The 21406-nt window shown below is 64.1% G+C and carries 17 protein-coding genes; 2 read left to right on the forward strand and 15 right to left on the reverse strand.

The window, feature by feature from the left end; translation table 11 throughout:
- Window positions 1–130: 130 nt before the first annotated feature.
- From phaC to ACTHL0_RS17280, 3 genes are all read right to left on the reverse strand, one after another.
- Entirely contained in the window at window positions 131–2062 is a 1932-nt protein-coding gene (gene phaC / locus ACTHL0_RS17270) for a class I poly(R)-hydroxyalkanoic acid synthase (RefSeq protein ID WP_440568035.1), read from the reverse strand.
- Between the two features lie 361 nt (window positions 2063–2423).
- Entirely contained in the window at window positions 2424–3266 is an 843-nt protein-coding gene (pgeF, locus tag ACTHL0_RS17275; RefSeq protein WP_440568036.1) for a peptidoglycan editing factor PgeF, read from the reverse strand.
- A gap of 20 nt (window positions 3267–3286) precedes the next feature.
- A complete protein-coding gene (locus tag ACTHL0_RS17280; RefSeq protein WP_440568037.1) occupies window positions 3287–4495 on the reverse strand; it encodes an RluA family pseudouridine synthase in 1209 nt (402 codons plus the stop codon).
- Between the two features lie 71 nt (window positions 4496–4566).
- Here ACTHL0_RS17280 and ACTHL0_RS17285 point away from each other — a divergent pair, with 71 nt between their 5' ends.
- Window positions 4567–5412, forward strand: a complete 846-nt coding sequence (locus tag ACTHL0_RS17285) for an outer membrane protein assembly factor BamD (protein ID WP_440568052.1) — start codon at window positions 4567–4569, stop codon at window positions 5410–5412.
- Between the two features lie 138 nt (window positions 5413–5550).
- Here ACTHL0_RS17285 and ACTHL0_RS17290 read toward each other — a convergent pair whose 3' ends face one another.
- The 3 genes from ACTHL0_RS17290 to ACTHL0_RS17300 all read right to left on the reverse strand — a co-directional run bounded on the left by ACTHL0_RS17290 (window position 5551) and on the right by ACTHL0_RS17300 (window position 9146).
- Window positions 5551–7953 (reverse strand): ATP-dependent DNA helicase, encoded by a 2403-nt coding sequence (locus tag ACTHL0_RS17290; protein WP_440568038.1) that lies wholly within the window; start codon window positions 7951–7953, stop codon window positions 5551–5553.
- Window positions 7954–8013: 60 nt separating this feature from the next.
- Window positions 8014–8226, reverse strand: coding sequence for a DUF465 domain-containing protein (locus ACTHL0_RS17295; protein ID WP_440568039.1), 213 nt, complete (start codon window positions 8224–8226; stop codon window positions 8014–8016).
- 89 nt (window positions 8227–8315) lie between these two features.
- Window positions 8316–9146, reverse strand: coding sequence for a colicin transporter (locus tag ACTHL0_RS17300; protein ID WP_440568040.1), 831 nt, complete (start codon window positions 9144–9146; stop codon window positions 8316–8318).
- Window positions 9147–9286: 140 nt separating this feature from the next.
- Here ACTHL0_RS17300 and ACTHL0_RS17305 point away from each other — a divergent pair, with 140 nt between their 5' ends.
- Window positions 9287–11605, forward strand: coding sequence for a Tex family protein (locus ACTHL0_RS17305; protein WP_440568041.1), 2319 nt, complete (start codon window positions 9287–9289; stop codon window positions 11603–11605).
- Window positions 11606–11851: 246 nt separating this feature from the next.
- Here the strand turns inward: ACTHL0_RS17305 and ACTHL0_RS17310 are convergent, their stop codons facing one another.
- From ACTHL0_RS17310 to hfq, 9 genes are all read right to left on the reverse strand, one after another.
- Window positions 11852–13744, reverse strand: a complete 1893-nt coding sequence (locus tag ACTHL0_RS17310) for a potassium transporter Kup (protein WP_440568042.1) — start codon at window positions 13742–13744, stop codon at window positions 11852–11854.
- Between the two features lie 149 nt (window positions 13745–13893).
- Window positions 13894–14481, reverse strand: a complete 588-nt coding sequence (locus ACTHL0_RS17315) for a phosphoribosyltransferase (protein ID WP_440568043.1) — start codon at window positions 14479–14481, stop codon at window positions 13894–13896.
- A 3-nt stretch (window positions 14482–14484) separates the two neighbouring features.
- Window positions 14485–15831, reverse strand: coding sequence for an adenylosuccinate synthase (locus ACTHL0_RS17320; RefSeq protein WP_440568044.1), 1347 nt, complete (start codon window positions 15829–15831; stop codon window positions 14485–14487).
- A 125-nt stretch (window positions 15832–15956) separates the two neighbouring features.
- Window positions 15957–17123 (reverse strand): ATP phosphoribosyltransferase regulatory subunit, encoded by a 1167-nt coding sequence (locus ACTHL0_RS17325; RefSeq protein WP_440568045.1) that lies wholly within the window; start codon window positions 17121–17123, stop codon window positions 15957–15959.
- A 108-nt stretch (window positions 17124–17231) separates the two neighbouring features.
- Window positions 17232–17423 (reverse strand): DUF2065 domain-containing protein, encoded by a 192-nt coding sequence (locus tag ACTHL0_RS17330; RefSeq protein WP_440568046.1) that lies wholly within the window; start codon window positions 17421–17423, stop codon window positions 17232–17234.
- Window positions 17424–17463: 40 nt separating this feature from the next.
- On the reverse strand, window positions 17464–18372 hold the full coding sequence (hflC, locus tag ACTHL0_RS17335; RefSeq protein WP_440568048.1) for a protease modulator HflC: 909 nt from the start codon (window positions 18370–18372) through the stop codon (window positions 17464–17466).
- A gap of 12 nt (window positions 18373–18384) precedes the next feature.
- Complete coding sequence (gene hflK, locus ACTHL0_RS17340; protein ID WP_440568049.1) at window positions 18385–19749, reverse strand: FtsH protease activity modulator HflK; 1365 nt, start codon at window positions 19747–19749, stop codon at window positions 18385–18387.
- A 32-nt stretch (window positions 19750–19781) separates the two neighbouring features.
- Window positions 19782–20981: a GTPase HflX gene (hflX, locus tag ACTHL0_RS17345; RefSeq protein ID WP_440568050.1), complete on the reverse strand. Its 1200-nt coding sequence runs from the start codon at window positions 20979–20981 to the stop codon at window positions 19782–19784.
- Between the two features lie 76 nt (window positions 20982–21057).
- Window positions 21058–21294, reverse strand: coding sequence for an RNA chaperone Hfq (gene hfq, locus ACTHL0_RS17350; RefSeq protein WP_102608263.1), 237 nt, complete (start codon window positions 21292–21294; stop codon window positions 21058–21060).
- Between the last annotated feature and the right edge of the window lie 112 nt (window positions 21295–21406).

Raw genomic sequence — 21406 nt, forward strand, 5'->3', positions numbered from 1 at the left:
GACTCCTTGCGGGTGAGGCGGCCTTCTCTCGCGGCCGCACATCGTAGTTAAAAATCTTCGAGCGTCCGGGTCGTTCCCAACCCGGTCGTTCGCGACCGGGCCTTTCGTGGCCCGGCCTTTCGTGGCGCGATCAATCGCGCTGTTGCACGTACCGCCCTGGCGCAGGCTCGATGACGGGGTACTCGGCCGACCCGAGCTGCGCGCGCACCTTGACCTTCTTGCCGCCGTACTGATCCAGCCAGGCCATCCATTCCGGCCACCAGCTGCCGGGCTTCTCCACGGCATCGTCAAACCAGGCGTCCGGGCTTTCCGGCAGCGCCTTCTCGTTGCCCTCGTGCGACCAGTAACTGCGCTTGCCCTTCGCCGGCGGATTGATGACGCCGGCGATATGCCCCGACGCACCCAGCACGAACTTCTGCGGCCCGGTCAGCAACGGCGCCGATGCGTAAGCCGTGTGCCACGGCACGATGTGGTCGTCACGCGAACCGTAGATGAACGTCGGCACGTCGATGCGGGAAAGATCCAGGGCTTCGCCGCAGACGGTCAGCGCGCCCGGCTCGCGCAACTTGTTTTCCAGGTACGTGTTGCGCAGGTACCAGACGTACATCGGCCCGGGCAGATTCGTCGAATCGCCGTTCCAATACAGCAGGTCGAACGGCGCGGGCGTGCGGCCTTTGAGGTAGTTATCGACCACATAGTTCCACACGAGATCGTTGGGCCGCAGGAACGAGAACGCATTGGCGAACTCGATGCCGCGCATCAATCCCGGCGGCGCACCGTTGCAGCCTCCGATCGCTTGCTCGCGCATGCGCACGTGGGCTTCATCGACGAAGACGTCGAGCACGCCCGTATCGGAGAAATCGAGCATGGCGGTGAGCAGCGTCATCGAGGCCGCCGGATGCTGGCCGCGCGCAGCGAGCACGGCAAGCGCCGTCGCGATCATCGTGCCGCCGATGCAAAAGCCGAACGTGTTGATCTGCTCACGTCCACTCACGGCCTTGACAACGTCGATCGCGGCAAGCACGCCGTCATTGATGTAGTCGTCCCATGTTTTGTCGGCCAGCGAAGCGTCGACGTTGCGCCAAGAGATCATGAAGACCTGATGTCCGCTCTCCAGCGCGTGCGCGACGAGCGAGCTCTCTGGCTGCAAATCGAGGATATAGAACTTGTTGATGCAAGGCGGCACCATGAGCAGCGGACGCTCGAAAACGCTTGGCGTTCGCGGCTGATACTGGATCAGCTGAATCAAGTCGTTTTCGAATACGACCGCACCCTCGGTCGCGCCGATGTTCTTGCCGACGACGAAACGCGATTCATCGCTCTGGGAAATCTTCCCGCGACGCATGTCGGCGAGCAGGTTCATCACGCCCTGACGCAGGCTCTCGCCGTGCGTGTCGAGCAATGTTTTTTGCGCCTCGGGGTTCAGTGCGAGGAAGTTGCTCGGCGATGCGGCAGCCGTCCATTGCTGGACGGCGAAGCGAATCCGCTCGCGCGTTTTCCCATCGGCATCGACGGCGTCGGCCAATGCCTGCAGGTAGCGGGCGTTGAGCAGATACCACGCTGCCGTGTACGCGAACGCAGGCGCCGCCTTCCAAGCTTCCGAGCTGAACCGCCTGTCGGACAGCTCGGGCGAGACCTTATCGGCCGTGCTCGCCTGCTGCAGCAACGCGAGACAATCGCGCGAGTAATCGGCCTGCAGTGCCTGCAACCGCTCGGGCGGAATCGATGCCACGGGCATCTTCAAGCCAGCGAACGCCTGCTGGGCATCGGCCATCGAGGGCAAGCCCATCGCGGGCATGCTCGGCATGGCCGGCATACCCGGCATCTTGAGCGGAAACGGAAATGGCATCCCGCCCGCTGGGCCGTTCATCGCCTGCCCGGCCATCTCGCCGGCCTGCGCGGCCGCGGACGGCCACTTGCTCGGATCGGCCAGGGAGCGCCATGCGCCCGTCCAGGCCTCGAACATCCGCTGCATGTCCGCGTTGCCTGCTTCGGCTTGCTGCTCGCGGTTCGAAGAAGTTTCGGTGTGCGAAGAAGTCGATCGACGTTTTGATGCAGTCATACCCGCTTTGGCCGTGAGTCTAGGAAGACTATTGAAAGGCGGGCGTCGAGCAGACGTGGGATACGTGGGCGAACCCTCGCGACCCTCGCTGCGCTCACCCTTGCGAGCGGTCATTCTTGCTCCCCGCCATAAGGCGTGTCAATGCTTCGAACGGATTTTGACGCAGCGCGACAGGTTTTTTATTATCGTTTTCCCGATGTCGCTCCCGCACGCGCCAGCCCGGCAGCATCGGCATAAGGGCTCGATCGCCTGTCCAGCCGCGCCGCGCGGTCAACTGCCGCCGGGGCATCCGCGGTAGCCGTTCTTGTGCAGCGCAGGGACGCGCCATGCAAGAACGGCCAGCCGGTCGGTTAATGCGTCCTTAGTGGGCCAGCCAGACGAGCGCGGCCATTCGGCCCGTGACGCGGTCTCGACGATATGAATAAAAGCGCTCGCGCTGCGTCACCGTGCAGGCATCGCCGCCGGTAACCTGCGTCACGCCCAGGCGGGCGAGGCGCAGGCGCGCGAGTCCGTACAAATCGGCCAGATGCTTGCCGGTTGCCCCCTCGCGCGCGACAAAGGCATGCGCCGTCGCGGCGCGTTCGGCTGGCTCCGCGGCCGCCAGGAACGCATCGCGTACGTCATCGCCCACTTCGAACATGCCCGAACCGATCGCCGGCCCGAGGTAGGCATGGAGCGTATCAGGGGCACATTGCGCCAGTTCGGCCACGCGCCCTGCCGTCTTTTCGACGATGCCCGCCGCCAAGCCGCGCCAGCCGGCATGGGCGGCCCCTACCGCCCGGCCGGCCGCATCGCACAGCAACACAGGCAGACAATCGGCCACCATCACGAGGCAAGCGACGCCGGGTACCGCCGTGACACTCGCGTCCGCGCGCACGGGAACATCGGGCGGCACCTCGTCGGCGCGCACGACGACATCGCCGTGAATCTGCTCGAGCCACGCGGCACGCACGCCCGCGAACGACAGCAGGCGCGCACGGTTGCATTCGACGTGCGCCGGATCGTCGCCGGTATGCAGCCCGAGATTCAAGCCGCCGGCCGTCTCGCGGTGGCCAGCCCAGCGGCCATAAGGCGGCAGGCTCACGCCGCCGGAACGCGTCGTCACAAGCGCGCGCACGCGCGGCGACACATTCCAGGCCGGACGCAGGCAATCGGCTTGCGTCAACCCGCGCTCGCTCGTCTTCGTTTCGTGGGAATTCGTCATGGTCGGTCCGCTCGGAGGAATCAATCGATGTCGGTGTCGTCGTCCTCGTAGCCGCCTTCGGCACCTTCGAATTCGTCATACGCATCGTCGTCGAATTCGTCCGCCTCATACTCCGACGCATCGTGCCCGAAGCCCAGCGCCTGCACGAGATCGGCCATGTCCGCCGGCAAATCGGCGCGCCAGCGCATCGGCCGCCTCGTGCCCGGATGGACGAGCCCGAGTTGCCAGGCATGCAGCGCCTGCCGCGCAAAGCCGCCGGGCAGCGGCCCATTCGCGCGGCGCCCGCGCGCGCTGCCGTAGACAGGATCGCCGAGCAGCGGATGGCCCACATGCGCGCAGTGCACGCGGATCTGATGCGTCCGCCCCGTCTCGAGATCGCAATGGATCGCGCTGATCGTTTGTTGCTTCCAGAGCGTTTGATCGACCAGGCGAAAGCGGGTGCGCGCATGCTTGCCCGAAGCGCCCGCGACAACGGCCATCCGGGTGCGCTCGCGCGAATCGCGTCCGATCGGCGCGTCGATGATGCCCTCCTGTGGCATCGCACCCCATACGAGCGCGACATAGCGGCGCTTCACCGTGCGCGCCTGCAGCTGGCGCACGAGATCGGTTTGCGCTTCGAGCGTGCGCGCGATCACCATCAGTCCGGACGTTTCCTTGTCGAGCCGATGCACGATGCCCGCGCGCGGCAGCCCTGCCGCGTCCGGATAGCGATGCAGCAGTCCGTTGAGAATCGTGCCGCTCCAGTTGCCGGCGGCAGGATGAACGACGAGGCCGGCCGGTTTATCGATGACGACAAGCGTATCGTCTTCGTACACGATTTCGAGCGGGACCGGCTCCGGGGTAAACGCAAGCTGCTCCGGCAGAAAATCGGGGGTAAGCTCGATCCGCGCGCCGAGCGGCACGCTCTGGCGCACCTTCGCAGGCGCACCGTTCAGCAGCACCCGGCCCGATTCGGTCCAGCTCTGCAAGCGGCTGCGCGAAAATTCCGGAAACACTTTCGCGAGGACTTTGTCCAGGCGATCGCCGGCCAGCGCGTCGGGCACGAGTGCGACGCGCGGCGGCTCGCTTGAGGGCTCGCTTGAGGGCTGCGTGGCGGCGGATGCGGGTGCGGCGGCGCGTGCCGCGACGGCCGCATCCGTTTGAGCGTCGGCGGGGCGGCTGCTTCGGCTATAATCGGCGCTTTCATCGACAGGGCCGAGCATATTGCCGGAAGGACGTGTGCGGGTCATTGAAACTGGGTCACTGAGTGAGACTGATTGCTAGGATGCATGGAGAAATGCGGCGAGCCTTCAACACCATGATGCGCACGGCCTCGTGCGCGGCAAGCCGCGCGGCGAAGCGTGCGGTTCAATCCGCTTCGGCCGGCCTGGCTCTTGCCGCGGCCGCGCTGCTCGTGGCCGGTTGCCACGGCCTGCCGCAAAAGACCGACGAGACGGCCGCATGGCCAAATCAGAAATTATACTCGGAGGCCCAGGATGCATTGTCCGGCGGCGACTGGGGCAAGTGCGCGAAATATTTCGAAGCGCTCCAGGGCCGTGACCCGTTCGGCCATTTCGCTCAGCAAGCGGAAATCAACGACGCCTATTGCAACTGGAAAGACGGCGAAACGGCCGCTGCCGACGAGGCGATCGACCGCTTCATCCGGCTGCACCCGGATCATCCGGACATCGCCTATGCGTACTACCTGAAAGGGATGATCCACTTCAACGACGATCTCGGTCTGTTCGGCCGCTTCTCCGGGCAGGACATGAGCGAACGCGATCCGAAGTCGTTGCGCGAGTCGTACGACGCATTCAAGATCGTCGTGGACAAATACCCCGATAGCAAATATGCGCCCGATGCCGCGGCACGCATGCGCTATATCGTGAACGCACTCGCATCGTACGAAGTGCACGCCGCCGATTACTACTATCGTCGCGGCGCCTACGTGGCGGCGATCAACCGTGCGCAGCTCGCGGTCAAGGAGTACAAGAACGCGCCTGCGATCGAAGACGCGCTTCACATCATGATGCTGTCGTACACCAAGCTGAACGAGACGAAGCTGGCCGACGACACGCGCCGCGTGCTGGCCGGCACCTTCCCGGACAGCCCGTACATCACGGGCCATGCCCGCCCCGGCAGCAAAAAGTCGTGGTGGCAGTTCTGATGCTGGTTTAAGGCGGCCTACGCGCCCGCTCGGGCGCGCAGCGCACGCTACCCGCTATCCGCTATCGCTTGACAATGAAACCCGGCCCTCGCGGCCGGGTTTTCTGTTATGCCACGCAGTTGTTCGCGGCCCGGCGGCCTAAACCTCAGCCGCCCTCAGCCGGCCCTCAGCCGCCTTTTGCGCCGCGCTTTCAGCGAAAAACTCGCGCACCACCTCGATTTCGCGCGTGCGCTTGAACGGCGGAAGGCTCTGCCAGATGCGGCGCCCGTACGGTTTATCGACGAGACGCGTATCGCAAATCATCAGCACCCCGCGGTCGGTCTCGGCGCGAATCAAGCGGCCGGCGCCCTGCTTCAGCGTAATGACGGCCTGCGGTAGCTGATGCACGGCAAACGGGCTCAGCCCCTTCTTCGTCAATGCATCGAGGCGCGCGGAAAGAACCGGGTCATCAGGTGGGGCAAACGGAAGCTTGTCGATGACAACGAGCGATAGCGCATCGCCGCGCACATCCACGCCTTCCCAGAAGCTTTGACTGCCCACCAGAATGGCATTGCCATAGGCACGGAAGCGATCGAGCAATTCGGTGCGGCTCGCGTCGCCCTGAACCAAAAGCGGCGTTGACCACCCTCGCGCTTCGATGACATCGCGCAGCTTGCCCGCAATGCGATCGACGGCCCGCAACGTCGTGCACAGCACGAATACGCCGCCACCGGCCGCTTCGATGGCGGGAAGCGCCGCATCGAACACGGCGTCGGTGAACGCCGGCGACGAAGGCTGCGGTAAATTCCGCGGGACGTAAAGCAGCCCCTGCGTATCGTAATCGAACGGGCTCGGCAGGGTCATCGAGCGACGCGCATCGAGCCCCATCTGCGCGGCATAGTGCGTGAAGTCGCCTCGCACCGACAACGTGGCCGACGTGAAGATCCAGGCGCGAGGTACGCCTGCGCGCTGCTTCGCGAAGATCGGGGCCACCGACAGCGGCGTTTCATGCAGTTGCACGGAATGCGCGAACACTTCGATCCATCGGATGCGTTCGTTGAAGTCGGCGTGAGCCGACGGGTTCGTCGCGGACGCTGCGGGCGCTTTGGGATTGGCATTGGCTTTGGCATTGGCATTGGCTTTGGCATTGGCTTTGGCATTGGCATTGGCATTGGCCTCATCCTCCGCCGGCGCGGCGTCATCCGGCAGCGAAGTCCACCGTGACAGCTGGTCTTGCAGCTCACGCGCGCGCCGCAAGCAGGCGCCGAGCGATTCGGCACGCTCGGCCTGCCCGCCCAGCGCGGTGGCGACGGCGTCCAACGCGGCCTCGAGCGCATCGAGCGCGCCGTAAAGCGGATGATCTTCGCCGAGCTGCGCGGCCGACACGCGCACCGTATCGTCCTTGAACGCGAGACGCACATCGCGCGCCGCGCGCTCGAGCGCAGCGCCGAGCTTGACCCCTTCAACGGCGTCACGCGCATGGGCGAGCCCTTCCGCGACGACATCGCGCGCAAGCTCGAGCAGTTGCGCGGTCGAAAGGGTCTCGCCGAAAAAGAGCGTGGCTGTCTCGGGCAACTGGTGCGCTTCGTCGAAGACGATCGTATTGGCCGTGGGCAGCAGCTCCGCCATCCCGGTGTCGCGCAACATGATGTCAGCGAAAAACAGGTGATGGTTGACGACGACAATGTCCGCCTGCTGCGCTTCGCGCCTGGCCTGCATGACGAAGCATTCTTTGTAGTGCGGGCATTCCTGGCCGAGACAGTTCTCGCGCGTCGACGTCACCATCGACCACACGGCCGCCGTCTCGGGCACGCTGGCCAGTTCCGCCTTGTCGCCCGTGCGCGTGATCTTGGCGAAGCGCACGATGTCCTGCAAATAGGCGGTGTCCTGCCGCGACGGCAAGCGCCCATTGTCTGCCGTGCGCTGGAGGTAGTAGTGACACAGGTAGTTCGCGCGCCCTTTGAGCATGGCGACCGATACCGGCACGGCCAGCGCGTCGCGAACCGTTGGCACGTCGCGCTGAAACAGCTGATCTTGCAGGTGCTTGGTGCCCGTGGAAACGATGACCTTGCCCCCCCAGAGCATGGCCGGGACAAGGTACGCGAACGTCTTGCCCGTGCCCGTGCCGGCTTCCACGATCAGCGTGTTTTCGCCGGCAGCTCCCTCGTCCGCACCGTCCTGCGCCGCGTTTGCGCCCGCATCCGCGCGCGTTTCGCCTTCGCTACGCAGGCGGCGCGCCGGACGGCGCTGCGCCTCGAACATCGCGGGCTCGGGCATGGCGCGCCCCGATGCCTCCATCGCCGCGGCCACGGCACAAGCCATTTCGATTTGCGACGCGCGCGGCCGGTAGCCGTCGATGGTACGTGCGAGCAGGCCGTCGTTCGCGAAAATCGCATCGAGTTCCGAGCGCCGGCGGGGGGCGAGCGCCGCCGCCAGTGCATGCGGCGAGCGCACCTCCGGTGAACGTGGCGCCAGCTGCGCGGCGCCATCGGACTGCCCCTCGGGCAACGTCGGCGCCGCGGAGAGCGGCGCGCGGGTAGCGGGATCGAGCGGTGAATTCAAGGCAAGCGTTTCCCTGCAATGGGCACCGCGCGCGGCGCGAAACGCCTGCCCGTTCGCCGCCTACGCGTGCCTGTCCGGTTCGAGCTGCAATTGCAGCAATAAAATGTCGTCTTTGACCTTGAGCTTGCGCTTTTTCAAACGCCGCAGCTCGAGATCGGTAATATCCGAGGAGACCAGTTTGTCGATCATGCGATCGAGTTCGCTATGCTCCGACTGCAATTGCAAGATACGATCGCGGAGCGTGTCCGGTTGGATCGCCTGATGACCGCGCATGGTCGACTCCTCGCTTCGATAGGCGAGACAGCCGCGCCTTGCGGCCGCCGCACCTGAGGTTACCGTCCACCAGCAAAACCGCCCTTGCTTCAGTCGCTATCCTGCTCCTGCTGCAAGCGCTTTTGCTGTTCCTGCTGCTGCAACTGGTCCTGCTGCTTTTCCTGTGCCTTTTGTTCAGCCTGCTTCTGGCGCGCTTCGACATCCGCCTTGTGCTGCGCGGCATCGGTCTGCTTTTGGTCGAAGTGCTGCGCCCGCACCGCACGGTCTTGCGCATCGCGCGCCGCGTTTTGGCGGGCCTCGTCCAGCTTGCGTTGGAAGTCGGCTTGCTTGCGATCGTAGGCCGCTTGATTCGCCGCACGCTGCGGCGCCTCGGCCCCGCGCCGAGCCTGATCCAGCTCATGCTGACGCTGCTTTTCGTCATACGCCTGCGCGTTGCTCGCCGCCGTGGCGGCGCGCTGCGGCGCCTCCTGCGCGTCGCGGGCGCGGCGCAGCGCGTCCTGTTCGTCACGCTGCTGCGCGTGTGCGGCCCGGCGTTCGTCGTCGATCGCGAGCTGCTCGGCGTGGATCCGCGCACGCTCGGCGCGCGCCTTGTCTCGAGCGCGATTCAAGCAGGCGTTGACGAAAAACTTGGCATAGCAGTTATGCACGGCCACGCCGTACACATACTCGTTTTCCGCGGTGCGAGCGTCGAGCGTTTTCTGCCGCGCCTCGAAATCGGGCGCGGGCGCGGACGCGGACGGCGCCGCCGCACCGCTGGCGGCGGGGGCGGAAGCAGCGGCCGGCATGCTGACGGGCATGTCCTGTGCAAAGGCAGCGGGCATCGAGAGCAAACACGCGAACGCCATCGCGGCCAGACCGGCAGCGTGAACGGAAACGAAGAAACGGGAGATCGGCAACGTCGTAGGCGGGGATCGGAACATGGTCGAAATTCTAACACCCGCGCTTGAGCGCCCGGGCATTTGTGGCAAAATGCGCCGCTTCAGCAACCCGGCCGCCGGCCGGCGTTTCCCCGCGTGACGGCGGGTGGTGCGCCGCGGTGGCCCCGCAGCCAAACGTATCTATGACGGACACCGTAGCACTCAAGATCGTACAGCGCATCGCCGCCGAACTGAACGTGCAGCCGCGCCAAGTCGCCGCAGCCGTGCAACTGCTAGACGAAGGCGCCACCGTTCCGTTCATCGCGCGCTACCGTAAGGAAGTCACCGACAACCTCGACGATACGCAGCTGCGTCAGCTCGAAGAGCGCCTGCTCTATTTGCGGGAAATGGAGGACCGGCGCGCCACGATCCTTTCCAGCATCGAAGAGCAAGGCAAGCTGACCGACGAGTTGCGAGCAGCCATCGACACCGCCGACAGCAAGCAAGCGCTCGAAGATCTGTATCTCCCCTACAAGCCGAAGCGCCGCACGCGTGCGCAAATCGCCCGCGAAGCGGGGCTCGAACCGCTCGCGCAGGCCTTGCTGGCCGATCCGCGGCTCGATCCGCAAACCGAAGCGGCCGCGTATGTCGACGCCGACAAGGGCGTGGCCGACGTCAAAGCGGCGCTCGATGGCGCCCGCGACATCCTGTCCGAACAATTCGGCGAAACGGCCGAGCTGCTCGGCAAGCTGCGCGAATATCTGGCGGAGCGCGGTGTCGTCTCCTCGTCGGTGATCGAGGGCAAAGAACACGAGGAAGGCGAGAAGTTCAGGGACTACTACGACTACGCAGAGACCTGGAAAACGGTGCCGTCGCACCGCGCCCTCGCCTTGTTCCGCGGGCGCAATGCTGGCGTGCTGATGATCAAGCTGGGGCTTGGCGAAGAGCTCGACGCGCAGGTGCCGCACCCCTGCGAAGCGCTGATCGCCCGCCACGTCGGTATCGCGAACCAGGGCCGCACGGCCGATAAGTGGCTCTCCGACGTTTGCCGCTGGTGCTGGCGCGTCAAGGTGCAGCCGCATCTCGAAAACGAAATGCTGACGCAACTGCGGGAAGCGGCCGAACACGAAGCGATCCGCGTCTTCGCCCGCAACCTGAAAGACTTGCTGCTGGCCGCCCCTGCCGGCCCGAAGGCCGTCATCGGCCTCGATCCCGGCTTGCGCACGGGCGTCAAGGTGGCTGTGGTCGATCGCACGGGCAAAGTGCTGGCCACCGATACGATCTACCCGCACGAGCCGCGCCGCGATTGGGACGGCTCGTTGGCCAAGCTCGCCCGCCTGGCGGCACAAACGCAGGCCGAGCTGATCAGCATCGGCAACGGTACCGCCTCGCGTGAAACGGACAAACTCGCGAGCGAACTGATCACGCGCCACCCCGAACTGAAGCTGCAAAAGATCGTCGTTTCCGAGGCCGGCGCCTCCGTGTATTCGGCATCGGAACTGGCGGCCAAGGAATTTCCGGATCTCGATGTGTCGCTGCGCGGCGCCGTGTCGATCGCACGCCGGCTCCAGGATCCGCTCGCCGAGCTCGTCAAGATCGAGCCGAAGGCGATCGGCGTCGGCCAATACCAGCACGACGTCAACCAGCGCGAACTGGCCCGCTCGCTCGATGCCGTGGTGGAAGACTGCGTGAACGCGGTCGGTGTGGATGCGAACACGGCCTCGGTTGCCCTGCTCGCTCGCGTCTCGGGCCTGAACAGCACGCTCGCACGCAACATCGTCGAATACCGGGATGCGAACGGCCCGTTCCCCTCCCGCGAGCATCTGCGTAAGGTGCCGCGCCTCGGCGACAAAACGTTCGAGCAAGCCGCAGGATTCTTGCGTATCAACGGCGGGGAAAATCCGCTCGATCGTTCGTCGGTCCACCCGGAAGCGTATCCGGTCGTCGAACGCATGCTCGCGAAAATCCGCAAGCAGATCGGCGACGTCCTCGGCAATCGCGAAGCGCTCGGCGGCCTCTCGCCTGCCGAGTTCGTCGACGAGCGCTTCGGCCTGCCCACCGTGCGGGATATTCTCTCCGAACTCGAAAAGCCGGGCCGCGATCCACGCCCCGAGTTCAAGACGGCCACGTTCCGCGAAGGCGTCGAAAAGATTTCCGATCTCTCGCCCGGCATGGTGCTGGAAGGTGTCGTGACGAACGTGGCGGCCTTCGGTGCGTTCGTCGATATCGGCGTCCACCAGGATGGCCTGGTTCACGTCTCGGCGATGTCGACCAAGTTCATCAAGGATCCGCACGAAGTCGTGAAAGCGGGCCAGGTCGTCAAGGTCAAGGTGCTCGACGTCGACGTTAAGCGTCAGCGTATTGCGCTGACAATGCGGCTTGCCGATGATGCGGCGCCCGCCCCTCGCGACGAGCGCGGGGCGAGCCGCCCCAGTGGCAATGCGCGTGCGCCGCAGCGGACGCGTGAGGCCGAGCCGGCCGGCGCGATGGCTGCCGCGTTTGCGAAGTTGAAGCAACGCTGAGCCTGAAGCAACGCTGAGCCGTCGAGTCGCTGCCCCTGCGCGGCCGTGCGCCCGGGCAGCTCAGCCGGGCCCATCGGCCGATAAAAAAGCCGCATGGGTAATGAAAAACACCCCAAAGGTTGGATCGGTGTCCGACACTTGGGGTGCAGTTCAATACGGAATGCGGCTTTTCTACGTCCAGCCCCGATAGCCTCTTGTCGAACAAATGGCGGCGCGCACCACCGCCATTTCCGACTCAACTCATCCTCAAATTTCGATCTTCGTCCCGAGTTCGACGACGCGATTGGCCGGGATCCGGAAGAAGTCCGTCGGCTTTGCGGCGTTCTGATGCATCCAGGCAAAGATCCGCTCACGCAGGATCGACATGCCGGGCAGTTGGGTCGGCACGACCGTTTCGCGCGCCAGGAAGAACGAGGTGTCCATCAGCTCGAATTGCATTCCGCACATCCGCTCGAGTTCGAACAGGACGGCCTTGACGTCAGGCGTTTCGTTGAAGCCATAGACAGCTCTCACGAGATACAACCCGCCGCCAACCTCCTTCATCGTAATGCGCTCGTCGTCCTTCACGTAGGGAATGTCGCGCGTCACGAAGGTCAGGAAAATCGTGCGCTCATGCAGGACCTTGTTGTGCTTGAGGTTGTGCAGCAAGCTTACCGGTACGAGCGAATCGCTACCCGTCAGGTAGATGGCCGTGCCCGACACGCGGTGCGGCGGGTGCGCCAACAGCCCTTGCACGAACGGGGCGAGCGGAATACCGTCGGCCGCGGTGCGCTCCTTCACGAGCAGGCGCCCCTTGTACCAGGTCATCAGCAGGAAGAACAGCAATGCGCCGATGCCAAGCGGCAACCAACCGCCTTCGGCCACCTTGAGCAGGTTCGCACCGAAGAAGGCGACGTCGACGGTCATAAACGCCGCGATGATGATGGCCACGAGCACCTTGTTCCAATTCCACACCTTGACCATCACGACGCAGGCCAATACGGTCGTGATCACCATCGTCGTGGTGACGGCAATGCCGTACGCGGCGGCGAGATTATCCGAGCTCTTGAAGCCAAGCACGACGCACAGAATGATGAACAACAGCATCCAGTTGACGACGGGCACATAGATCTGCCCGATGGCGAGCTCCGACGTATGCAGCACCTTCATCCTCGGCACGTAGCCGAGTTGAATCGCCTGGCTCGTGAGCGAGTAAGCGCCCGAAATCACGGCTTGCGAGGCGATGACCGTCGCCACCGTCGAAAGGACCACCAACGGCAGCAGCGCCCATTGCGGCGCCATCAGGAAAAACGGATTTTCGATCGCCTTCGGGTTTTGCATGAGCAGCGCGCCTTGCCCGAAGTAGTTGAGCACGAGCGACGGCATGACGAGCACGTACCATGCGAGGCGGATCGGCCGTGCGCCAAAGTGTCCCATGTCCGCATACAGCGCTTCCGCGCCGGTCAACACCAGGAACACCGAACCGAGCACGACATACGCCTGCAACATGTGCGCATGCATGAAAGAGAACGCGTAATACGGATTCAGCGCGGCGATGATTTGCGGCGCGCGCATGATGTGGCCCACGCCCATCACGGCCAGCGTCGCGAACCAAACGAGCATGATGGGCCCGAACAGCTTGCCGACGAGCGATGTGCCGTGGCGCTGGATCCAAAACAGCGCCCCCAGGATCACCATGGTGATCGGCAGAACGAGATGCGACAGTTCCGGCGTCGCGATCTCGAGCCCTTCCACCGCGGAAATGACGGAAATCGCGGGCGTGATGACAGCGTCCCCGTAGAACATGCAGGCGCCGAAAATACCCAGCATCATCAAGACGCCGGCAACACGGGACCCCACCGCAAATGGCCGCAACGAGAGCGCCATCAACGCCAGCACGCCGCCCTCGCCGTTGTTGTCCGCGCGCATCACGAACAACACGTACTTGATCGACACCACGAAGATAATGGCCCAGAACAGCAGCGAGATGACGCCGAGGATCGAATGATCGGTCAGCGCAATCCCGTGGGCGGGGCTGAATGCTTCCCTGAGCGAATACAGCGGACTCGTGCCGATATCGCCGAATACGACGCCAATCGCCGCCAGCGCAAGTGAGGGCAACGAATGCCGACGAAGATTGTCGTGGTTGTTGTCTGTCATAAACGCAACCGGTTCGTACCGGATAAGCCGAGAGCGAGCGCTATTCTAGCGGCGCATCGGTGTCGAAGACACATAAAAAGAGCGGAGTCAGGCGACTCCGCTCAAATTATCAATGTCAACGCGAATGTTGAGATCCCATCGCCCGCAACTTACGTGCCTGCCGACGAATCCTGAGCGACGCCGCGCTTGATCCAGGCGCCCAGGTTGTGGGGCCGAACAGTGTCCCACTCTTCGAACGGCTGATGAATCCAGGGGTTCGTGGGCAAATGCTGAACGAAATAGTCGGGCTTGACCGTCGAGCAGCCCTTGTACCAGAGCACGGCCGAGCGCACCGCCGTTACGGCGGGATACCGCTCCTTCAAGTGTTGCTGGACGCGAGCCAGCGTCACGCCTGAATCGACGAGGTCATCCACCAGCAACACGTTTCCGGACAGGTCGCCCCGCGTCATCGTGATGTATTGCGCGATGTCGAGTTCCCCTTGCTGCGTACCTGCCGCTTCGCGATAAGAGCTTGTCGCGAGAATCGCGAGCGGCAAGTCGTAGATCCGCGATAGTTGATCGCCGACGCGCAGCCCGCCGCGCGCCAGACACAGGATCTTGTCGAACTTCCACCCCGAATCGTGCACGGCCAGCGCCAACAACTCGATGAGCCGGTGATACTCGTCCCAGCTCACCCAGAGGTGCTTCTCGTCGTTGCGCGGATCCGTCATGGCGATCATCGACATGTTCTGCGTCATCGTTTAAACCTTGAACGGATGGCGCAGCAGGATCGTTTCGTCGCGATCCGGCCCTGTCGAAACCATGTCGATCGGGACACCGGCCACTTCCTGCACACGCGTCAGATACGCTTGCGCATTGGCCGGCAGTTCGTTCCACTGCGTGATGCCGATCGTGCTTTCCTTCCAGCCGCCGAACGTTTCGTACACCGGCTCGCAGCGCGCCACTTCGGCTGCCCCGCGCGGCAGGAGATCGACGCTCTTGCCGTCAATCGTGTAACCGACGCAGAGCTTCACTTCGTCGAGACCATCGAGCACGTCGAGCTTGGTCATGCACAGGCCCGATACGCCGTTGATTTGAATCGAGCGGCGCAGCGCAGCGGCATCGAGCCATCCAGTGCGGCGCGGACGCCCCGTGACCGAGCCGAACTCCTTGCCGACGTTCGCCAGCGTGACGCCCACGGCTTCCTGGCGCTGGGGGTTATCCGCGTCGTAGAGTTCGCTCGGGAACGGCCCCGAACCCACGCGCGTGCAATACGCCTTCGTGATACCGAGAATGTAGTGCAGCTTTTGCGGGCCCACGCCCGCGCCCGCCGAAGCGGCACCCGCTACGCAGTTGCTCGATGTCACGAACGGATACGTGCCGTGATCGATGTCGAGCAGCGTGCCCTGCGCGCCTTCGAACAGCAGATTTCGGCCAGCCGCGTTTTCGTCGTACAAACGGCGCGAGACGTCGGCGACCATCGGCGCCAGACGCTCGGCATAGCCGAGCATCGTGTCGAGCGTTTGCTGGAAATCGACGGCGGCTGCGCCCAGGTATTGGGTGAGCACGAAATTATGGAAATCGAGGTTCGCGCGCAGGCGATCGGCGAATGTTTGCGGCGAGAACAAGTCCTGCACACGCAGCGCGCGGCGGCCGACTTTATCTTCGTACGCCGGGCCGATGCCACGCCCCGTCGTACCGATCTTGCCCGCTCCGCTGCGCGCTTCGCGCGCCGGGTCGATTGCAATGTGGTACGGCAGGATCAGCGTCGTCGCCTCGGAGATGAACAGGCGGTTGCGCACGTCGAGCCCCGCGGCTTCGAGCTCTCCGATTTCCTTGAATAGCGCCTCGGGGGACAGCACGACGCCATTGCCGATGTAGCAAGCGACGCCGGCGCGCATGATGCCCGACGGGATCAAGCGCAAGATCGTCTTCTTGCCGCCGATGATGAGCGTATGACCGGCATTGTGGCCGCCCTGGAAACGTACGACGCCTTGCGCGTGGTCCGTCAGCCAGTCGACGATCTTGCCCTTGCCTTCATCACCCCATTGAGTCCCGACCACGACGACGTTGCGCCCCGGGGCTGCATTCACTGCGCTGGCAGACATGTTGTTTCGTTAGCTGGTTAAAAACGTATTCTACCCATGTTCGCTGAAGCTTCCGAATTTTTCCGTTTCGCTTCAACGGCATGGACCATTCGAGTGCTCGATGGCGGTGCCCGCGGGTACCCCCGTCAAGCCCCCGCGTTCGGTTGGCGCGCCTCCACAAGCCACGCCCCATCGCGCTCCACGAGCACGCGATCGAACGCGAACTCGTCGAGCACATGATCGTGCCCCGGCAACGCCTGGATCACGACTTCGCCCGCATCGCGCAGCGCGGCGACGCGTTCGCGCAACAGATCGTCGTGTTTCCAGGGGGCGAGGATCGCGCTGCTGCGCGCTTCGATCGGCGAAATCCGTGCGATTTCGCGCAAATCGAGCGAAAAGCCCGTTGCCGGGCGTGCACGCCCGTAGGCTTGACCCACGTGATCGTACCGCCCGCCGCGCGCCAACGCGTTCGGCACGCCATCGACGTACGCGGAGAACATGACGCCGCTGTGATACGCATAGCCGCGCAGATCCGCCAGGTCGATCGTAGCGTGCGCGCCTTCGACGCGCGCCGCCAGAAATGCCAAATCGTCGAGCGCCTGCGCGATCGCCGGCCATTGCGGCAGCCGCTGCCGCGCAACTTCGATGATCGACGCATCGCCGTAAAGCGAAGGCAACGCGCGCAGCGCATCGCGCACGGACGGCTCGATATCGTGCGTCAACTCGGCGATACGCGGCACATCCTTGCCGGCCAGTGCTTCATACAGCGTCTCGCCGCGCGAGGCAGCCGTGGCATCCCGCTCGAACAATGCAAGCAGCACACCCGCGTGACACAAATCGAGCCGCACGTTCTCAATGCCCGCCAGACCCAATACGTCGAGCATCAGTTGCTGGATTTCCAGATCGGCTTCGAGGCCGCCGTGTCCGTAGATTTCCGCGCCGATCTGGATCTGCTCGCGCGTGGCATGCAGGCCGCGCGGACGCGTGTGCAGCACGCTGCCCGCATAGCAAAGGCGCGTGACGCCCTGGCGGTTCAGCAAATGCGCGTCGATCCGTGCCACTTGCGGCGTTGTATCGGCCCGCAGCCCAAGCGTGCGCCCCGATAGTTGATCGACGAGCTTGAACGTGCGCAGGTTCAGATCGCTGCCGCCGCCCGTGAGCAGCGATTCGAGGTACTCGAGCAGCGGCGGCATCACCATCTCGTACCCGTACGTGCGGAAGCGGTCAAGCAACGCACGCCGCAGTTCTTCGATCTTGCGCGCCTCGGAAGGCAGCACGTCGGCGATATTTTCGGGAAGCAGCCAGGTCGACATCGATTGGATCCTACGACGTTAATGAAGGCGCGCAGTGCGCAGCCGAAAGCGAGTCAAGCGAACCGGAACGGTGCATGAGCGCCGTTCCCGCGAACCATCGCGACGTTCTCAGGTGGCTGCGACAAGCAGCAGCAAACCGAGCGCCATGACGATCAGGCCGCCGATGCGGATATGATGCGCCGGGCGTTCGGCTATTCTACGAAAGGTCTCGCGCCACGCCGTCGGGAAGACGAACGGAAACATGCCCTCGATGATGAGCATCAGAGCGATCGCAAGCAAAAACGAACCGGCCATATCCATGAAATGCCGGCGCCGCCTGTCGATTGGCGGCGCCCCTGAATCAATGTTTGCGTGAAGCCGAGGCGGCCGGGGACGCTGGGACGCTACTCCCATCGGGACTGCGCATGAAGCGGAAAAATTCGCTGTCGGGATCGACGACAATCACGTCGCCTGGCTTGAACACATGTCGATACGCTTGCAAGCTCTCGTAGAACTGATAGAAGGCCGGGTCGCGCCCGAACGCATCGGCCGCGATCGCCGCTGCTTTGGCATCACCCTCGCCCTTGATGGCCTGGGCCGTCGCATCGGCATCGGCCAGCACCGCTTCGCGCTGACGTTGCGCATCCGCCTTGATCTGAGCCACCTCGGTGGCGCTTTGCGCACGCTCGTCGGCCGCCACCTGTTCTTCCGCAGCTGCCATCCGCTTATAGACGGCATCGGCATTCGCCTGCGGCAAATCCACGCGTGCGAGACGCAGATCGACGATCTCGACGCCCAGCGCTTTGGCCGAACCGCTCATGGCCGTCTGCGCCTCCTGCGCCATGTCGCGCTCATGGGACAGGACATCGGCGAGCGTGCGTTTGGCGAACGCTTCGCCAAGGGCCGCGTCCATCTGCCCGGAGAGTTTATCGAGGGCGCTTTGCTGGTCGCCATCGGTTTGGGCGAACAATGCCAGAGGATCCGTGACCCTGAATTTCAGCACGGGCGTCACGAGCAGATCCGATTTGTCGGACGTGGCGAAACGATCCGCGTCAGACGGCATCAGCGTACGCACTCGCGTGTCGACGAGCATGGCCCCTTGCAACGGCGCGGGCAGTTTAACGTGGAGACCGGGCCCCGCAAGCGTCGGATGCTCGCCGCCGCGCGAATAGACCACGGCCACATGCCGTTGGTCGACAACCAGCAATGTCGACGCCCCGGCAAACAGGACGGCCACCACCACCACGACAAGCGCAACGATTCGATTCATGTCGAGCGCTCCTTATTGCTGCAGGTCGTCTTCGCGCGCGCGACTGCGGAACGAATCGCGCGAACGTAGGGCGTCGCTCGCCGCAGCCGCTTGGCTGGCGGGATTCGGCTCGGCCGGTGACTGAGCGGCCGGCGCGCCTGATGCGCCCGACGCCGCGCTTGCGGCCGCCGGTGCAGATGCCGAAGCCGCCGCATTCGCTTCAGGCGACGCGCGGCGGTTGGCTTCGAGCAGCTTGTCGACGGACAGATTCACGACGCTGCTGCCGGGCTTGCCGCTCATGAAGACCTTGGTCGAATTGGCGTAAATGTCGCGCATGGTGTCCAGATACATCCGTTCGCGCACGACCGCCGGCGCTTTCGCGTATTGAGCGTAGACCTGCTTGAAGCGCTCGGCGTCGCCTTGCGCATCGGAGACGACACGTGCGGCGTACGCCTTCGCGTCGTCGATGGCCCGCTGAGCTTGTGTCTTCGCACCCGGCAGGATTTGGCCGGCGTATGCGTCGGCATCGGCTTTCGCGCTCGCGCGCTCCTGCTTCGCGCGGGCGGCTTCGGCGTATGCGTTACGCACGGCCGCCGGCGGCTCGATCGACATGATCGTCACGCCCGTCACGGCAAGCCCCGAGCGATACCGGTCGAGCGCACCTTGAATCGATTGCATGAGCGGCTCGCGGATGGCATCGCGGTTACCGCCGAGCAAGCTCGCGGTACTGTGCGCGCCTACGATCTCGCGCACCGCCGCCTGCGCCGCTTGCGTCACGCTCAAATCAGGATCGGCAGTACGGAACAGGTAATCGGTGGCCGATTTCACCTGGTATTGAACGGCAAGACGCACGTCGACGATGTCACCGTCTTGCGTCATCACCGAAGCGTCTTTCGTGCTGGCATCGCTCATCGCATTGCCGCGGCCGATTTCCACGGAGCGAATTTGCGACACGTTGACGATTTCATGCGTCTCGAACGGATAAGGCAGGCGCAAATGCACGCCGGGTTCGACGGTGCCTTGATACTTGCCGAACTGCAGGACGACGCCCGTTTGGCCGTCCTGCACCACGAAGACGCCGCTGCCGATATAGATGGCGACGAGCACGCCGATGACGATACCGACACCGATGCGCGCGGCGCGGCCGTTATCCGGCCGGCGATCGCCGGGGCCCGAGCCGGGCCCCTTGCCGCCGAAAAAGCGCGACAAGCGGCGATTGAACTCGCGCCACATTTCATCGAGATCGGGCGGGCCTTCGCCCTCGCCGCCGGGGCCGCGCTTCGGCTCATTGGGCCGCTGCCGGTTGCCATTGCCGTCGCCACGCCCCCAGCGAGGATCGCTGATCGACAGAATGGCGCGCGCACGCAGCCAGAAACTCCGCTCGTTGTATTCGTTCACCTGTGTTCGTTCGCTCGAGTTGGGAGAGCCGATCAATGCAAATCGGAGCGCCATGTCCGCGCATCGGACGACGCCGATGCGTCTGAATCTTCGTGCCCCTGCGCCGGCGGCGCCGCTTCCGGCGGCATGCGCCCGCTATCGGAGAGATGTTCTGAGGTGGCGATTTCGGCGATGGCAGCGCGCAGCGTATCCAAACCCTGCCCCGTGCGCGCGCTCAAAAAGACGCGCGAAATATTACCATACTCATCCCGCTCGACCGCGTCGCCGCGCGCCGCCAGTTCGGGCACGGCATCGATCTTGTTGAAGACGAGAATCTGTCGCACCGTATTCGCGCCAATCTCGCCCAATACTTCGTTCACCTGATCGATCTGATCGAGCCGCACGGCACTCGATGCATCCACGACGTGCAGCAGCAGATCCGCATGAATCGTTTCCTCCAGCGTCGCCCGAAACGCGGCGACCAACTGGTGAGGCAATTCGCGAATGAAGCCAACCGTATCGGAGATGATCACCTGCCCCGCGTCGTCGCCCAGGTAAAGCCGGCGGGACGTGGTATCGAGCGTGGCGAACAGCTGATCGGCCGCATAGGCCTGCGCCTTCGTGAGCGCATTGAACATGGTCGATTTGCCGGCGTTGGTGTACCCGACGATCGACACCGACATTGCACGGTTGCGCGCCCGCTGACGCCGCTGCGTACCATGCTGACGACGCAGCTTTTCGAGCCGCCCCTTGAGCATCTGGATGCGCTCGCCGATCAAGCGGCGATCGGTTTCACGCTGCGTCTCACCGGGGCCGCGCAGGCCGATACCGCCTTTTTGACGCTCGAGGTGGGTCCACGCGCGCACGAGGCGCGTAGCCAGGTACTGCAACTGCGCCAGTTCCACCTGCAGCTTGCCTTCGTGGCTGCGTGCACGCTGCGCGAAGATATCGAGAATGAGACTCGTGCGATCGACGACGCGGCGGTTAAGCGTCCGCTCCAGATTGCGCTGCTGCGCCGGTGCCAAAGCGTGGTTGAAGATAACGATTTCGATGTCGTTGGCTTCGCACGCGAGGCGCAGTTCTTCCGCCTTGCCGCTGCCGACGAACAGCGCGGCATCGGGGCTGGAACGGCGCCCGGTCAAAGTCACGGCGGGATGGGCGCCCGCGCTTTGCGCGAGCAGGCTGAGTTCTTCGAGACTGGCTTCGAAGTCGATCTTTCCGAAATCGATGCCGACGAGCGCTGCGTTGATCAAATTGATGGGCGTCTAAATGGGAAGCGGCCGGCACGCGCGCCGATCAGTCGGCACCGTGCCGGCCGCTAGGATGGAATCAGGCCGTTTCCGAATCGGGATGGAAGTTGACCGGACGGGCCGGCACAACCGTCGAAATGGCGTGTTTGTAGACCATCTGGGTTACGGTGTTCCGGAGCAACACAACGTACTGGTCGAACGATTCGATGTTCCCTTGAAGCTTGATGCCGTTGACCAAGTAGATGGAAACCGGCACGTGCTCTTTGCGCAGTGCGTTCAGAAACGGGTCTTGTAACAGTTGCCCTTTGTTGCTCATAGCAAACTCCGTCGTTTTTTTGCAGGTTGGATCCAGATTGGGACGAAGAAAAAGAAATCCGCCGCCAATCGCTACACTATAGCCGATTTTCGTTGTGGCACGGGGCGCCCAG

The sequence above is a fragment of the Trinickia sp. genome (genome assembly GCF_051961175.1).
In the GTDB taxonomy this organism is placed as follows: Bacteria; Pseudomonadota; Gammaproteobacteria; order Burkholderiales; family Burkholderiaceae; genus Trinickia.

Coding starts and splice junctions, on each gene's coding strand:
- phaC (WP_440568035.1), bottom strand. CDS start 2,062: ATGACTGCATCAAAACGTCGATCGACTTCTTCGCACACCGAAACTTCT.
- pgeF (WP_440568036.1), bottom strand. CDS start 3,266: ATGACGAATTCCCACGAAACGAAGACGAGCGAGCGCGGGTTGACGCAA.
- ACTHL0_RS17280 (WP_440568037.1), bottom strand. CDS start 4,495: ATGACCCGCACACGTCCTTCCGGCAATATGCTCGGCCCTGTCGATGAA.
- ACTHL0_RS17285 (WP_440568052.1), top strand. CDS start 4,567: ATGCGCACGGCCTCGTGCGCGGCAAGCCGCGCGGCGAAGCGTGCGGTT.
- ACTHL0_RS17295 (WP_440568039.1), bottom strand. CDS start 8,226: ATGCGCGGTCATCAGGCGATCCAACCGGACACGCTCCGCGATCGTATC.
- ACTHL0_RS17300 (WP_440568040.1), bottom strand. CDS start 9,146: ATGTTCCGATCCCCGCCTACGACGTTGCCGATCTCCCGTTTCTTCGTT.
- ACTHL0_RS17305 (WP_440568041.1), top strand. CDS start 9,287: ATGACGGACACCGTAGCACTCAAGATCGTACAGCGCATCGCCGCCGAA.
- ACTHL0_RS17310 (WP_440568042.1), bottom strand. CDS start 13,744: ATGACAGACAACAACCACGACAATCTTCGTCGGCATTCGTTGCCCTCA.
- ACTHL0_RS17315 (WP_440568043.1), bottom strand. CDS start 14,481: ATGACGCAGAACATGTCGATGATCGCCATGACGGATCCGCGCAACGAC.
- ACTHL0_RS17320 (WP_440568044.1), bottom strand. CDS start 15,831: ATGTCTGCCAGCGCAGTGAATGCAGCCCCGGGGCGCAACGTCGTCGTG.
- ACTHL0_RS17325 (WP_440568045.1), bottom strand. CDS start 17,123: ATGTCGACCTGGCTGCTTCCCGAAAATATCGCCGACGTGCTGCCTTCC.
- ACTHL0_RS17330 (WP_440568046.1), bottom strand. CDS start 17,423: ATGGATATGGCCGGTTCGTTTTTGCTTGCGATCGCTCTGATGCTCATC.
- hflC (WP_440568048.1), bottom strand. CDS start 18,372: ATGAATCGAATCGTTGCGCTTGTCGTGGTGGTGGTGGCCGTCCTGTTT.
- hfq (WP_102608263.1), bottom strand. CDS start 21,294: ATGAGCAACAAAGGGCAACTGTTACAAGACCCGTTTCTGAACGCACTG.